The organism is Aeromicrobium sp. Leaf350, from assembly GCF_916858655.1.
In the GTDB taxonomy this organism is placed as follows: Bacteria; Actinomycetota; Actinomycetes; order Propionibacteriales; family Nocardioidaceae; genus Aeromicrobium.
The window spans coordinates 1314515-1329828 of the sequence record NZ_CAKASL010000001.1; the positions used below are offsets into that span (position 1 = coordinate 1314515).

A 15314-nucleotide genomic window follows, 5' to 3' on the forward strand; every position below is an offset into this window, starting at 1 on the left:
AAGCACCGTGTTCGCCCTCTTTCCGATCTACGTCACCATGAGGCAGCAGCGCAGGCGCCGCGGTGCCGAGCCAAGGACGACCCACAGCACCCCGGCGCGTCACTGAGCGCGGAGAGACTCTCCCCCCAGCACACGATCGACCTCGTCGGCGGCTCGTTCTGCGGCGCGGACCGCACCCTCGAGGTAGGACTCGAACTCGATCGAGGACTCTGCACCCGCCCAGTGAAGGCGGTCGATGGGGACCACGCCCGCGTCAGTGCAGCTGGTCATGACACCGGGAGTGCGGATGCCGGCGACCCCGGCAATCCACGGCTCGTCGATCCAGGACTGTTCGAGGTACTGGTCGAGGTCACGGGCCCTTGGTCCGAACAGCGTGACGAGGTCATCCACGAGAGCGCTACGGCGAGCGTCGAAATGATCGAGGGCGGCACCAGCGGCGTTCGGTGTCGTCCCGAGGAAGGTCACCAGGATGCCGATACTTCCGTCGGGCGGTGAGTTGTCGACCAGAAAGTGGGCCATCGGGAGGTCGGTCACGGCCGATCCGTTCAATCCGTCGTCGCGCCAGAACGGACGGTCGTAGACCGCGAAGATCTTCCTCTCGAGTCCGTTTCGCCAGGCTCGCTGGAGCTTCGCGCGTCGCGGTGGCAGCGGCGGTGTGAACCCGATGCCGTCCGCGTCTGCCGGCGTCATGGCGATGACGACCCGACGACAGCGAACGTCGCCCTTGGCTGCACGGATGGTCACGCCGTCCTCGTCTTGCTCGATGGCAGTGACCGGCGAGTTGAGGACCACGCCATCACCCAGATCCTGAACCAAGGCGTCCGCGATTGCCTGGGTGCCTCCGACGACGCGAAGCTCCTGGGCGCCGTCCTGGGTGTTCATCATGAACTCCACTCCGCCGGAAGTACCGATCTGGTGCAGGACCTTGAGCAGGGAGATCTCGTGGAGGGATTCGGAGAAGATGAGCTCGAATCCGAGGTCGAACATGTCTCTGGCCTCAGCGGTGTGGCAATGGCTGTCGAGCCAGCGGCCGAAGGTGATGGTGTCCCACAGCTTCGCCTTAGGTGCAGTCCACGGTTCTTCGGCGGGCACCTTCTTGGCCATGCGCTCGAGACGAATCTGGGCTTGCGCGAAGTCCGCGAGCGCGAGTGGCGCCATCGGCGGAATGGTGCCGGCGAAGGTTGTGCGTTTCCCCCGACGCAGGTAGACGGTCTGGCCGGCGGTGTAGGTCTCGAAGGTGGCGAGTCCCAGCTCGTCGAGGAGCTGGAGCAGCCGCGTGTGCAGGGACCCGATCCACTGGCCACCGGCCTCGGTGATGACGCCGTGGCCGATGTCGATGTTGCGCATGCGGCCGCCGACCCGGGGTGATGCCTCCAGCACGACGACCGAGTGCCCGAGATCCTTGAGCCGCTTCGCCGTCGTGAGACCCGAGAGTCCAGCGCCGATCACGGCGACATCCGTGGTGCGATTCATGAGCGTTGCTTGTCGCGCAGAGGTTGAGACACGGGGCTACCGGTGTCCTGCGTCGACATGGCGCGACGACGTTGACGTACGCGGCGACTCGAGGGCTCGCTGGGCGTTCCGGCGGCTGCCGTTGACCATGTCGTTGAACCGGTCGACCAACCAGATCATGCGCAGGCCCGTCCGTCCCATCATCATCGGTCTCGGGTAGCGAGGCTTCTCGTGCCACAGCACCTCGAGGTCGGCCGGCCGTGCTCGGTCCATGACGAGGTCCGCCATCATCGTGCCGACGTACGGAGCCTGGGCGAGTCCATGTCCGTTGCAGGCGATCGAGTAGTAGACGTCGTCGCCGACCTTGCCTGCGACGGGTAGCCACGAGGAGGTGATGGCGATCCAGCCGCCCCAGGCGCGCTCGACCTCGACGTCGTCCAGGCCGGGGAACCGCCGAGCGAACCCGCGTGCCAGTTCCGACACCAAGCCAGGGTCGGGCGTCTTCTCGGGCAAGGGATAGCTGGTCCCGCGCTCGAGCCGGCGCACGCCGAAGACGATCGTGTTTCGATCCGTGAGCCGGTAGTTCTCCATGATCGCGTGCTGGGTGACGAGTCCCATTCGGCTCGTCCATCCGAGGGCGGTGAGCCGATCAGGGTCGATCGGCTCGGTCTCAGCCTCGACGACGTAGATCGGCACGGAGAGGTTCTTGGGGGTGATGTCCCACTCTCCGGCGAAGGCATTGGTGGCCAGCACGACCTGCTTGGCGGTCACTTCGCCGTGAGGAGTTGTCAGCACTACGCCGCCGGGGACGCGGGCCATCGAGGTGACAGGACTCTGCTCGAACACCCGAGCATCTGTCCGGAAGAGCACCTGGCGCATGCCGAGACTGAACTTGCCCGGATTCATCACCCCGCCGATGACCTCGCGCATGCCGCCGACGAACCCCCGTGGGATACCGAGTTCCTCGCTCGTCCCCACCTCGACGTGACCACCGGAACGACGGACAATCTTCGCGACGCGCCGCACCCGACCCATCTGCCCGCGAGAGACTGCCGCGAAGGCGTTGCCATTCGCCTCGTAGTCGCAGTCGATCTCGTGCTCTGCGATGAAGTTCTCGACGTGACTAGCCGCATGCTCGGCCAATCGCATCATCCCGGGCATCTTCTTGCGGGACAGCAGGTTCAGAAGCTGGAGATCTCCGCCGGGCGCGCCGGCCAGCTGTCCTGCATTGCGCGAGCTCGAGCCGTGCCCGCAGAAGGCGGATTCCAGCAGGACCACGTCCTGTCCACGATCTGCAAGCCGCAGGGCTGTCGACATCCCGCTGATGCCGCCGCCGACGACGGCGACCTCGCACGTCAGATTTCCGTCCACCGCCGGCCGGAGGTCATGAGGAGTGTCGACCCAGCCCGTGAACGACTCGTAGGCCACTCGGTCGATTCTCATCGCGCACCTCCTTGCGGCGCCGCGGCCCGGGGAGCGCCGTGGTTGTTCGCTTCGGCTTCCAGACCGGTGGCAACGTTGTGCGCGTGAAGCGCCCGGTAGGCGTAGAAGTAGACGAACATCTGGAAGCCCCATGTCGACAGGGCCAAGATGTAGAACGTGGTGTGATGCTCGTCGTCCCCTGGGATGGGGAAGAAGTCGTAGATCACGGCGACCGCGGTCGCCGCCAGGCTCGCGACGGCCGTCGCGACGGCCCAGCCGCGGGAGCCAGCGCCCCACACGCGCCAGGCGAAGTAGGCGAGGAAGACTGCAGTGAGCAGATTGACGACGACGTAGAAAGTGGCCGGGCCGGCGTAGAAATCCGGGGAGCGGAACTGCTGCAGATAGAGACCGGCCGCGATCGCGAGGGCGAAGGCACCGATGTCGACGCCGAGTGCCGGCTTGTACCGGTGAGTGACACGCAAGAGCCCGAGCACCAAAATCAAGGTAATTCCGACGGAGCGCGAGAAGGCGTCGAAGAAGTAGGCGATGGAGTAGAGGAAGCTGTCCTCGTGGCTGCCGAGGAGCGCCCAAAGCAGGAAGTTCGAGCCCGAGGTTGCGACAACCATGAACTCGAGGCCGAGCAGGTAGTTGCCGTAGTGACGGATGAGCTTCCATCCATAGGTGAAGCCGGCGTAGATCATCCACGCATCGGCGGCGAGAAAGAGGAGGTCCTTCATGACAGGTGTCCTTCGGTGTGAGGTTCGATGAGGTGGAGGCGCGAGGTCAGGACGTCACGGCGACCGGTCGCCGAGCCGCCCGGTACCGGGCGACCACGACGGTGACGATCACGAGCACACCCAGCACTGCGGAGAGCCAGTAGCCGATGCCGTAAAGGCCTTCGGTGGCTACTTCGAGCCCGGTGCCAGGAACGGGGATGAGCGAGGCGCTGAGGTCGGCGCTAATGACAGCGGTCCCGATGGCGAATCCCACAGCCATGAAAGTCCCTGCTGCGCCAGCCGCCATACCGGCCTGCTCGACCGGGGCCGCTGACTGCACCATCGTGAAACCGGCCGCGTAGCCGATGCTGCATCCCAGACCCATGACAGCGGCGCCGACCAGGTAGTGCCACGGGCGGTCGTGAGCGACGGCGAGCCAAGCCAGTCCAGCGACGCTGAAGAGCGCGCCGATCACGAACACGACGACACCGTGGCCGTTGGCGACCGGGCGGTCGACCACGACACTGCCGACCACGAAGGTCGCCGCGAACGGCAGCATCAGCAGGCCGGTCTCCAGAGCGGACAGCCCGAGCCCATAGGCGTCGGTGGGACGGAGCGCTTCCGGGAGGACCTGGGCGTAGCTGCTCAAGAGCAAGAGGAAGGCGGAGTTGATCGCGGCGAACAGGGCAATGCTCACGCACGCGGCCGTCACGAGAGGAGCCCGCATGAGTCGCAGATCGAACACTGCCGTGCTCGAGCGACGCTCAGCACGGACCCACAGGACTCCACCCACAACGCCGATCACCAGGGGAATCAGCGCCGCGTTGCCCCAGACGAGCCCCTGGGTGAGCGTCAGCAGCACCGCCGCGACCCACCCGAGCATCCAGATCGTCCCCATCAGACCGATCCGTCCGTTGCGCTCGGCGGGCGGGGTGTGCGGGATCAGCATCGCGGCGGCAGCGACCGTGAGGACGCTGGCGACGGTGAGCACCATGAAGAAGCTGCGGAGCGACAGATTCTCGACGATGTACCCGCCTCCGATCATGCCAACGACGATTCCCGCCCCGGTCGCGATTACGAGGACCGCGACACCGACCGCGATGCCGCTTTCACCGAGGTTGCGTCGGAGAAAGCCCAGTGGCAGAAGCTGCGCGGCACAGCCGAAGCCCATGAGGACGCAGCCAGCCAGCAGCGTCGGATAGGAGTCGCCAGCGGCGGGGATGCCCGCGCCGACCGCAAGGACCGCGACGGCCGCGATCGACGCGTTCCGATCACCGTGCAGGTCCGCGAGTCGTGGAAGCAGGATGAAGCCGGCACCTCCGCCGAGCGTCAGCGCGGTGTAGAGCCACGTGCTCTGGGCCACCGTTGCCAAGCCGTACTGGCTCTGGATGACCGGCAGTAGTGGCGGCAGGACGAAGATGACGGCGTTCGTCAGGATGACGAGCAACGCCCCGATGCCGATAAGGGCATTCCGAGACGGCCTTTCGGTCGCGATGGACGAGCTGACCCTTGCCTGGTCTGGGAGGTGATTCATGGGTTCTCCGAGCTCTGAGGTCGCTGCCGCGGCCGGGTTGAGGTGGACCAATGCGTGATCCTCGTCATAGGCAACCACTTGTTGGTCATTTGATCAAGGTATTTGATCAAGTTGTTTGACCAACTTTGTCGATCCATCAAACAGGACTATTGCCGCTCTCCTGATACGGTCGTGGCGTCTGGGTCATCCGTCTCAGTCACGATCGGGAGGACTGCTCATGCCACGTATCTCAGCCGCTGATCGGCGCAGCGATTTCGTCAAGGCGGCGGTGGAGGTCATCGCCGAGCACGGCATCGATGGCGCGACGACGCGTCGTATCGCCGAGCAGGCCAACGCCCCGCTGGCGACGCTCCACTACTGCTACAACTCCAAGGAAGACCTCTTCGGCGACGTGTACACGTTCGTCGCGGAGCGCTTCAAGGAAGTAGCGGTGACGAGCGACCCGCACGGCGACGTCCCCGAGACGGCTCGCCAGCTGCTGCGCGGGGTCATGGAGTGCTACCTCGAGTCCGAGAACTTTGCCGCCACCACCCTGGAGCTCGTGAGCTGGGCGCGGCGGCAGCACGGCGACAAGGGGATCGGCGTCTATGACGAGGCGCTCGAGATCCTCCGGCAGTTGCTGCGAACAGCGGATTCCGCCGACGAGCTCGACGACAACGGTGTCGACGAGATCGCCTATGTGATCGCTACCCTCGCCGACGGTTTCGCCCTGAACTGGCTGACGTACGGCGATCCGTCCGCGGCCCAGGAACAGATGGCGGTCGTGACGTCGGTGCTCGACTCCTGGCTGTCCGCCCGGCTCAGTCCCGTCGGCGCCTCCTGAATCGGTGTCACAGCGGGAGGTCGGCTGAGTCGACTCCCACGACCCGGTCACCGCAGAAGACACGTACCGACTCGTCCGGCCCGTGTCCGCCGATCCCCGCCGGCCCCCAGAAGCTCTGGGCGGATCCATCGGCCAGGTCAGCGACCTTGGCGCCGTTCACCCTGACTTCTCCGGCGACGAGGCGTGCGCCGACCTCCATGGCACGATCGGTGTCGGTCCCGAAGACGTAGGCATCTAGTCCGGAGGGGGCAGCGTTGGCGATGCGGACTGCTTCCTCCTGGGAAGCCACACCATGGACCGACACGAGAGGACCGAACAACTCGGCGTTCGTCGACTCCGCGTCGGCGCCGACGGCGACGGTGGGTGAGAGGAAGAGTCCCGGAAGCTCGGGCAGGTCTGCCGGCTCGTGGATAGTCGCTCCTGCCTCTCGCATTGCGGCGACGCGCTGCTGAAGGGTGCGGAAGTGCGGGGCGTTGGAGATCGGGCCGACGTCGGTCGCCTCGTCGAGGGAGTGCCCGACTCGCAGGTTGGCGATGCGTGCGTTCAACGCATCGACCAGCGGATCGACCAGGTCGCGAGGGGCCAGCACCTTGCCCGGACCCTCGCACCACTGACCGTTCAGCTTGGTCATGCCCTCGAGGATGCCGTCTGCGGTCACGTCCAGGTCGGCGTCGTCGAGGACGATCACGGGGTTGTTGCCGCCCAGCTCGAGCTGGAGGACCGTGAAGTTCTCAGCTGCCGCGCGGGCGATGGCCCGACCCGCTGTGGGCCCGCCGGTGAATGAGATCACCTTGATTCTCGGGTCGCTGGTCAGCGTCGACCCGACGTCGCCGGCGCCGTGCACCAGCTGGAAGGCGCCGTCCGGCAGGTTGGCTTCGATGAAGCACTCCGCCACGAGCTGGGCGCTGGAGGGGGCGTGCTCGGACGGCTTCAGGATAACGGGACAGCCAGCCGCGATGGCGCTCGCGACCTTCGACGCGGGGATGAAGCTCGGCCCGTTCCAGGGCGTCAGGATGGCGGCGGGTCCCCACGGCACCTTCATCCGACGGACGTCGCGTCCCCCCGCGTCCAGCGCGGTGATGCGCGGGATCCGGAGGACCTCCTCGGCTGCTGCGCGCACGCGGTGTGGCAGGAACGATGCCACGACGCGCGTCGCGCCGATGGCGGTGCCGCTCGTCATCGCGTCGGCGCGGGCGATGTCCTCAGTCCGCTCCTCCAGCAGGTTCGCTGCGCGCTGGAGGGCATCAGCACGCTCGCGGCGCGTGGCCTCGTCCCACGGGCTGGGGTCGTACTGCTCAGCGGCGTGGCGCAGCGCCTCCTCGACATGCTCGGCCGGTGTCGTCACCGACGGGTGAAGATGCTCGCAGGTGTTCGGATCGAGGTTCCACGAGTCAGTGACGACGGCACACTCGCGCCACTGACCTGCGACATAGTTGCGAAGCCGGGCCGGAGTTTCGGGCACGGTGGACATGGGTCTCCTTGTGGGATCTGATCAGGATTGGATGTCGACGACGACACGTGTGACGTCGCCGGACGCCATCGCCTCGAATCCTTGGTTGATGTCGGCGAACGGGATGCGGCGCGACACCATCTCGTCGAGGAGCAGGCGGCCCTGCTGGTAGAGACGGGCGAGCTGTCGGATGTCCTCCCGCGCCTGACCGGAGCCCATGTAGGAGCCGATGAGGCGCTTCTCCGAGAAGAAGAACTCCGACGGCGTCAGGGTCAGCTCAGTGCCGCTCGGCGCGATGCCGACCAGGCACGCCGTTCCCGTGGGCCGGACGATCGCAAGGGCGGTGGCAGCCGTTGCCGCCGCGCCGACCGCCTCGAAGGCGTAGTCCACGCCGTCGCCCAACATGCTCCGGATCTCGGTCTCGACGTCCGAGACCGAGGCGTCCACGACGTGCGTCGCTCCGTACCCGCGCGCCGCCTCAAGTCGCTTCGGGTCACGGTCGATCGCGACGATCGCCGAGGCACCGGCGAGTCGTGCGCCTTGCACGATGGCGGAGCCGACCCCACCGCAGCCCACCACGGCGACCGTGCTGCCCGGCCGCACCTTCGCCGCCCGGAAGACGGACCCCACACCGGTGACGACGCAGCACGCCAGGAGGCAGCCGACATGTGAACCGACGTCGTCGGGCAGCTTGACCAGGGCGTTCTCGCGCATCAAGGTGTGCCGGGAGAACGCGCCGATGTCGCCCAGACGCGAGAGTGCTCGACCGTCCGATAGCTGGAAGGCCGGCCGAGGCCGGCGACGCACCTCCTCGGTCCGCTGGCACTGCGTCGACCATCCGGCCTCACAGTTGACGCATCGTCCGCACGAGGGCGTGAGGGCCCCGGTGACCCGGTCCCCTGGTCTCAGGCTGGTGACGGCGGAGCCGACCTTCTCGACCACGCCCGCGATCTCGTGTCCGACCACGACCGGGATGTCGCTCTCGACCGTGCCCGTCATGTAGTGCAGGTCGCTGTGGCACAGCCCGACCTGGGTGGTCTCGATCCGGACCTCGTGCGCCTCCGGGTCGTCGACCCGGATGGTCTCCAGATGAAGTGGTTCGTTCGGCGCGTGCAGGATGGCCGCCTGTGTCTCGATCATGTGGGTTCTCCAGGAGTGCGTTCAGTGGATGTGTTCGCCGCCCAGTAGGTCGCCACGCCGGCGCTGAGCGCACCGCTGCTCCAGGCCTCGTGGCCCGCGACGTCCTCACGAGCGAACGCGGACTCGATGTCCTCGAGCTGAGGCCGCAGCAGTGGCAGGTGCAGGGCGGTCATCGAGCCCGGTGGGTTCCAGCGGCGCGCGACGTCGACGGCGCTCTCGACGAGCCGGTCGTCGTCGACGATGTCGTCCAGCAGGCCGATACGCAGTGCTTCCTCGGCGTTGACGCGTTCCGAGCCGAGGACCATCCGCATCGCGTGCGACCCGACCAGCCGCTGCAGCAGGATGCTGGAGGCGTTCGAGATCGTCAGCCCGCGGGCGTTCTCAGGCTGGAAGTACTCCGCCTTCGAGGTGCCGATGCGGGAGTCGCAGCACAGCGTGATCTCGGACGCGCCTCCGACCGCGATGCCGTTGATGGCCGCCACGACGGGAACGCGCGTGGTCAGGATCGCCCTGGTGATGTCGTGGAAGCTCTCGAAGGCCTCGGCGAACTGGTCGTCGGTCGCAATCGTGACCGACAGGTCCTCACCGGCGGAGAACGCTCGGCCATCGCCGGTCAGCACGATGCCACGCACGTGCAAGCCCGCACCGAGCTCCCGGACGACGTTGGCCAGGCGTAGACGTGTCGCCACGTCGAGCGCGTTGAGCTTCGCCGGTCGCGACAGCGTCACGACCGCCACCTCGTCGACGACGCTCACGCGCACGCCGTCGCGGTCGGACGACAGTGCATCGCTTGCGTGCGCGGCCCGCTCGGAAAAGTCGAACTCAACACCCTGGCGATCTCCGGCCTGCGCCTTCAAGGTCGCCTTCGCGACCCGCTCCGACGGCGTCCGCGGCAGGTGGTCCACGAACTCGATGAAGCGAGGCACCTTGAACCGTGCCAGGTGCTGGCCTGCTCCCGCTCGGATCGACTCGGCAGTCAAGCGCGTGGGCTCGAGGCCCTCGGCCAGCTCGACGAAGGCCTTGACCTCCTCACCGAGCACCTCGTCGTCGACCGCGACGACGGCTGCGCCGAGAACTCGAGCATCGCGCTCGAGCGTCGCCTCGACCTCGACACTCGCGACGTTCTCACCGCCGCGGCGGACCATGTCCTTGACCCGGCCCACGATCGTCACCCGGCCGCAATGGTCCTGCACGACGACGTCACCTGTGCGCAGCCAACCGTCGCTGAGGACGGACTCGGTGTCGTCCGGCCTACCCCAGTAGCCGTCCATGAGCGGGCGGCCCTGAACGAGCATCTCCCCCGGCTCCCCCGAAGCAACATCTCGACCGTCAGCGTCCACGACACGGAGCACCTTGGTCGGAACAGGCTGACCCACCGCGCCGCTACCGACCGACTCGGTGTCACCGAAGGGCGTGAAGAGGTCGACGCCGGTCTCGGTCATCCCGTAGATCTCGCGCCAGGGTGCTCCCCACCGTTGCTCGAGCTCGGCGTGGAGCGCGGACGGGATGCCTGAGCAGAACACCATGCGCAGATCGTTGTCGAGGTCGTGCTCCGACGGCGGTTGCTTCAGGAGCAGGGTGGGCATGGAGCCCAGGACGTAGAAGAACGTGACGCCGTGTCTGCTCACGTCGCCCATGAAGCCGGACGCGGAAAAACGCGGTAGGACCACCAGCGGAGCTCCCGTCGTCAGTGCCAACGCCGTGTTCCATTGAGGGTCCATGTACGAGAACGGTTGCGCCGTGAGCAGCACGTCGTCCGGACCGAGGCCCGTCGCGGCTGCGCAGATCCAGGCCAGTCGTACCCAGTAGTCGTGCGTGAGCATGCAGGCCTTCGGGAAGCCCGTCGTGCCCGACGTGTACTGCAGGTTCGCGAGCGTGGAAGCCTCGGCGGAGAACGGCGGGAATCCGCCTCGACCGTCGCCGGCGAGGGCGTCGATCTCGGTGACGACCTGGGTCCCGGCCAGCTGAGGATCACCTGCGACCACGGACTTCACGAGCTCGGACCTTTCGAGGTCGGTCACCACCACGCGCGCTCCGGAGTCCAGCAGGACGTGCTCGAGGTCGGCCTTGCGGTACGCAGGATTGATCGGGACGGTGATCGCGCCCGCCTTCAGGGCTGCCAACCACACGACGGGCCACTGCACGACGTTCGGCAGCATGATGGCCAGCCGGTCGCCCGTCGCGAAGCCGTCGAGCTGTGACAGACGGTGCGCAACTTCCGACGACCAGGCGTCGACCTGTGCGAAGCTCCACGACTCGTCCCCGAATCGGAGGAACTCAGCCTGCGGGGTCTCGCTCACCCGCCGTGCGAGCAGAGCGGTAAGGGTCGCGATCTCGGGGTCGTCCCCTATGCGGGCGGCGCTCACCGCGGCTCGGTAGGCGTGGGCCCGCTTCTCAGACCCGTTCATGGATCGCTCCTTCCGCTGCGGCTACGACCCAGCGAAGTGCTGCGTCCTCGCTGCGCATCCACTCGGGATGCCACTGGACCCCGAGCACCGGACGGCCGGGGATCTCGATGACTTCAGGGACTCCATCCGCGGCACGACCTGTCACCACAAGTCCGTCTCCGCAGGAGGCGACCGCTTGGTGGTGCCACGAGTTCGTGAGCACCTGGTCTCCGAAGAGCTCGGCGCCCAGTGAGCCAGGCGTCATGCTCACGACGTGGTCGGCGTCTCCGTCCGTCGGCGCGGTAGCCGCTGACAGGTGACGGACCGAGCTCGGCGGCAGGTCGGCAACGAGCGTCCCGCCCAGCGCGACGTTCAGCACCTGCATGCCGCGGCACACCCCGAGCACCGGGATGCCCCGTTCGAGCGCGTACCGGACCAGGGCCAGCTCGTAGTCGTCCCGCTCGCGGTCGTGGACCATCGTGTCGGTGCGCGGATCGATGCCACGCACAACGGACTCATCCCCGCCCCAGCACGCCGGGTGGACGTCCTGGCCGCCGGTGATGACGACGCCGGACAACCACGCACACACGCCCGCGGGGTCGGTGTCATAGGTCAGGTTCACGGGGATCCCGCCGGCCGTCGCGACACGGGTGGCGAAGTCGGTCATGTGCGCGTCCACGCACTGGTCGCCGTACCGAGGATCGGCTCCGGCGATGAGACCGAGCCGGAACCTTCGGCCCGTCAGGCCGATGAGCGGCCGCCTCACGGGAACTCGAAGTAGCGTCGGGACTCCCACGCTGAGAGGTCAGCGTGCGGGTCGCCCCCCTTGGTGTGAAATTCCATCCACTCCCATCGCCGCGAGGCGATCCAGAAGTCGACGAACTCCTCGCCCAGGTAGGCGCGCAGGATCGAGTCCGATCCGAGGGCCTCGAAGGCCTTGGACATCGTGTCGGGGATGCGCGGGACGTCGCCGCCCGGAGGCAGGCACCACGCCATGTGGCTGACCTGGGCAGGTGGCTCGATGTCGCGCTCGATGCCGGCGAGCATGCCGGCCGCGACGACCGCCAGCGCGAGGTAGGGATTTACGTCGGCGCCGGGGACGCGGTACTCCAGACGGGAGTACTTCGGGTGTCCCACGATCGCTCGGACCGCTGCGGTCTTGTTGTTGACTCCCCAGCTGATCGTCGTGGGCGGACCGGTGAGATCGACCAGGCGCCGGTAGGACGTGATCTGCGGCATGATCACCGACGTTGCCCCGGCCATCGTCGCCAAGAGCCCGCCGACGGACTTCGTCATGAGCTCGGACGGTCCGTCCGCGGCGTGGAAGAGGTTCACGCCGTCGCGGCTCAGGGAGACGTTGACGTGGGCGCCTTGGCCGAACCCTGCCGTGGGCTTGGCCATGAAGCTGACGGTGTGTCCGCGGTCGAAGGCCACCTCGCGCATCACCTGGCGCGTCCGAACCCAGGCGTCAGCCAGGACCAACGGGTCCTGCGGGGCAAGGTTGAGCTCGGTCTGCCCAGCCGCGGCCTCGTCGGTCCACGCCTCCCAGACGATCCCCAGGTCGTCAAGGCGCGACACGACGGCCTCCATGTACGCGACCCAGTCACCGGAGCGCGCCAGGTGGTAGGTCGCACCCGTGCTCCCCCCGAGGGGTGTCAGGTCGCGGTACCCGCGGAGACGTGCGTCGTGGATCGACTCCTCGAAGAGCGTCGCCTCGATCTCCACTGCCGTCGTGACGGCCAGGCCGTGCTCGCCGAGCTGAGCGACGAGTCGGCGCAGCAGGTTGCGCGGACAGATCGGGACCGGCGACCCGTCCTTCAACCAGTAGTCGCCGATGACGGCGTCCAGACCCGGTCGCCATTCGACCATCGTGGACAGGTCGGGAACCATCTGGATGTCGTACAAGTTGCCGCGCCAGTCCGGGTACGCGTCACCGAAGACGATCTCGTTGCCGAGATCGATCGCGAAGAGGATGTCGGCAAAGGCGAATCCGGACTCGCGGCCCGAGGCGAACTTGGCCGGCGAGACGATCTTGCCTAGGAAGCTCCCATCGTGGTTGGTCGCTTCAAGACGCACGGAGCGTGAGCCCTCGGACGTGGTCGACGTGGTGGTCTCGGCGACGTCAGAACCCATAGCGAACCCTCCAGGAAGCAGCAGTCATGACGGACAGCTGTGCGAGCGTGCCCTTGATGGTCAGGCCCGACTCGAGAGCCGTGAAGATGTCGTCCACGCCGCTGAAGACCCCCGCGAGCTGGTCCGGGGATCCAGCGATGCCGTACTCGACCGGCCCCGCACCGAGGCGTAGCTCATCGACTCCGAGCGACCCGTGAGCCTGGACCACCAGGACGTCGGGGATGCCGGTGATGTCCCGCGTGCATTCCCAGAACTCGGCGGCGGTCTCCCGCCAGGCGCCCGGCGGTGCGGTCAGCGCGACGACGAGAGGCTCAGCAAGACTCGTGTTCCCTGATGGTGGCTGGACCGGGGACAGACGTGCGTTCAAGGCAACGGTCATGTCCGCATGCGGTTGCTCGGGAATCGCGTTGCTGACGCGCCACTCTCCCGGTCCGACGTGAATCGCGGCGAGCTGCGGAGTGTCGTGGGATCGGACGACGACCCACCCACCCGCCTGGGCATGGGGCTCGGGACGGTGCTCCTCGCACCACGTCCGGAGGCGTCGCGCGATGAGGCGAGCCATCGGGGTGGCGTCATCGTCGAGCACGACCCGATGCCTGACCGACCCGGGTTGAGGGCTGGTGAGCGGTGGTGCGGCCTGGTTCATGGCGCCGTCCCTTCTCGTCCTGCACGAGGCGTTCGACTCGTGACGGCTCGAACCTTGTCATACGACTAGGTCACTTGACAACCTTTCGGCCGATCTTCATCATCGAGCCACCCCACCGGGCCCACCGAGGACCGGGGTCTCACCAAAGGAACCGCCATGCCGACCATCCAGCCCGACCCCGACAACCCGCCCCACCAGCTCGCTCGCACGCTTGGCGTGCCGCAGATCGTCTTCATGGTGGTCGCCATGGCCGCCCCGTTGACGGTCGTCGCTGGCGTCGTCCCCCTGATGGTGGCGCTCGGCAACGGATCAGGCGTGCCGCTGAACTTCGTCTTGGTGGGCGCGGTGCTGCTGCTCTTCACCGTCGGCTTCTCCGCCATCACGCCCGAGATCGAGGACGCCGGCGCGTTCTCCTCCTACGTCAACAAGGGGCTCGGGAGTGTCGCAGGACTTGGTGCGGCCGCACTCGCCGTCACCACCTACGCCCTGCTCCTTGTCGCCGTATGTGCCTACCTCGGCGCGGCTTCCCGGTCAGCGATCTCCTCGCTGACGGGAGCCGACGTTCCGTGGTGGTCACTGACGGCGGCGTCCATCGCGCTCATCGCCTTCCTCGGGTACCGGAACATCGAGATGAGCGCTCGCGTGCTCGGAGCCCTGCTGGTCGCTGAGATCGCGGTGGTCGCAGCACTGGACCTCGGCATCGTCCTCCGCGGCGGTCACGAGGGCATCACGGCGAGCCCGCTCGGATGGGACGCGTTCACCCAGGGAGCCGTCGGCACCGGGATCATGTTCGCGATCTTCGGATTCATCGGTTTCGAGGCGACTGCCGTCTTCCGCTCCGAGGCCAAGGACCCGGACGTGACCATCCCGCGTGCCACCTACACGGCGGTGCTGCTGATTGCGGGGACCTACGCACTGTCTGCCTGGGCCGTCGTGAACGGCGCCGGGTCCGGGCGCGTCGTTAAGCTCGCTCAAACCGACCCCGAGGGGCTCGTGCCGACGCTGGCAGACGAGTTCGTGTCGACCTTCGCGCAGGACGCCATGCAGGTGCTGCTCGCCACCAGCTTCTTCGCCTGCGCCCTGACCGCTCACAACGTCGTCTCGCGGTACATCTTCGACCTGGGCTCGAAGGGATCGCTGCCGCGCCGCCTGGGACGCGCACACCCTCGTCATCGCTCACCACACGTGGCCTCGCTCGTCACCACGGCGGCGGTGTCGGCCGCGGTCGTCATCACGATCGCGACCGGCCTCGACCCGGTCCTGGAGGTGTACGCCTGGTTCGGCGGGGCGGGGACCCTCGGGCTCATCGCTCTGCTGGCCCTGACGTCGCTCGCGATTGCCATCCACTTCCTGCGCCACTCCGGGCGTGTCTCCGTCTGGCGCGGCATCGCGGCACCCGGTCTGGCCTCGGTCAGCCTCGTCGGAATCGCGGCACTGGTGATCGACAACTTCCCTCTCTTGATCGGCTCCAACGGGCTGGCCGTGACCTTCGGAGGCGTGCTTGTGCTGTCGTTCCTCGCCGGCGCGACCTGGGGGCTGGTGCGCCGCGTGCGAACTCCCGCCGCGACCTCGGCGCGTGACGACGGAGCGGGTGCGTCTTGACGATCGTGA

General features: G+C 67.4%; 12 protein-coding genes. 2 read left to right on the forward strand and 10 right to left on the reverse strand.

Going from position 1 to position 15314, the window contains the following annotated elements:
* Positions 1-99: 99 nt before the first annotated feature.
* Genes LO931_RS06630 through LO931_RS06645 form a run of 4 tightly spaced genes read right to left on the reverse strand, consistent with a single transcriptional unit; the run spans position 100 to position 5124 of the window.
* Positions 100-1473 (reverse strand): FAD-dependent oxidoreductase, encoded by a 1374-nt coding sequence (locus LO931_RS06630; RefSeq protein WP_229052494.1) that lies wholly within the window; start codon positions 1471-1473, stop codon positions 100-102.
* A 36-nt stretch (positions 1474-1509) separates the two neighbouring features.
* Positions 1510-2895 carry an FAD-binding oxidoreductase gene (locus LO931_RS06635; protein WP_229052495.1) on the reverse strand — a complete coding sequence of 462 codons (1386 nt, stop codon included), beginning with the start codon at positions 2893-2895 and terminating at the stop codon, positions 1510-1512.
* Entirely contained in the window at positions 2892-3611 is a 720-nt protein-coding gene (locus LO931_RS06640; protein WP_229052496.1) for a hypothetical protein, read from the reverse strand. The genes LO931_RS06635 and LO931_RS06640 overlap by 4 nt, the downstream gene beginning before the upstream one ends.
* A 46-nt stretch (positions 3612-3657) precedes the next feature.
* Entirely contained in the window at positions 3658-5124 is a 1467-nt protein-coding gene (locus LO931_RS06645; RefSeq protein WP_229052497.1) for an MFS transporter, read from the reverse strand.
* A gap of 217 nt (positions 5125-5341) precedes the next feature.
* Between LO931_RS06645 and LO931_RS06650 the strand changes: the two genes are divergently transcribed.
* Complete coding sequence (locus LO931_RS06650; RefSeq protein WP_229052498.1) at positions 5342-5947, forward strand: TetR/AcrR family transcriptional regulator; 606 nt, start codon at positions 5342-5344, stop codon at positions 5945-5947.
* Positions 5948-5954: 7 nt separating this feature from the next.
* Here the strand turns inward: LO931_RS06650 and LO931_RS06655 are convergent, their stop codons facing one another.
* The 6 genes from LO931_RS06655 to LO931_RS06680 are packed head-to-tail and all read right to left on the reverse strand — an operon-like array spanning position 5955 to position 13703.
* Positions 5955-7418 carry an aldehyde dehydrogenase gene (locus LO931_RS06655; RefSeq protein WP_255657768.1) on the reverse strand — a complete coding sequence of 488 codons (1464 nt, stop codon included), beginning with the start codon at positions 7416-7418 and terminating at the stop codon, positions 5955-5957.
* Positions 7419-7439: 21 nt separating this feature from the next.
* Positions 7440-8537, reverse strand: a complete 1098-nt coding sequence (locus LO931_RS06660; protein WP_229052500.1) for a zinc-binding dehydrogenase — start codon at positions 8535-8537, stop codon at positions 7440-7442.
* The gene (locus tag LO931_RS06665) at positions 8534-10945 is read right to left on the reverse strand and encodes an AMP-binding protein (RefSeq protein ID WP_229052501.1); all 2412 of its coding nucleotides are present in this window, start codon (positions 10943-10945) and stop codon (positions 8534-8536) included. Before LO931_RS06665 ends, LO931_RS06660 begins: the two co-directional genes overlap by 4 nt.
* Positions 10932-11690 (reverse strand): gamma-glutamyl-gamma-aminobutyrate hydrolase family protein, encoded by a 759-nt coding sequence (locus LO931_RS06670; RefSeq protein ID WP_229052502.1) that lies wholly within the window; start codon positions 11688-11690, stop codon positions 10932-10934. Before LO931_RS06670 ends, LO931_RS06665 begins: the two co-directional genes overlap by 14 nt.
* Complete coding sequence (locus tag LO931_RS06675; protein ID WP_229052503.1) at positions 11687-13057, reverse strand: glutamine synthetase family protein; 1371 nt, start codon at positions 13055-13057, stop codon at positions 11687-11689. Before LO931_RS06675 ends, LO931_RS06670 begins: the two co-directional genes overlap by 4 nt.
* Positions 13047-13703, reverse strand: coding sequence for a hypothetical protein (locus LO931_RS06680; protein ID WP_229052504.1), 657 nt, complete (start codon positions 13701-13703; stop codon positions 13047-13049). Before LO931_RS06680 ends, LO931_RS06675 begins: the two co-directional genes overlap by 11 nt.
* A 156-nt stretch (positions 13704-13859) precedes the next feature.
* On the opposite strand from LO931_RS06680, the gene LO931_RS06685 reads away from it, so the two are divergent.
* Positions 13860-15305, forward strand: coding sequence for an APC family permease (locus LO931_RS06685; RefSeq protein ID WP_229052505.1), 1446 nt, complete (start codon positions 13860-13862; stop codon positions 15303-15305).
* The last annotated feature ends 9 nt before the right edge of the window (positions 15306-15314 follow it).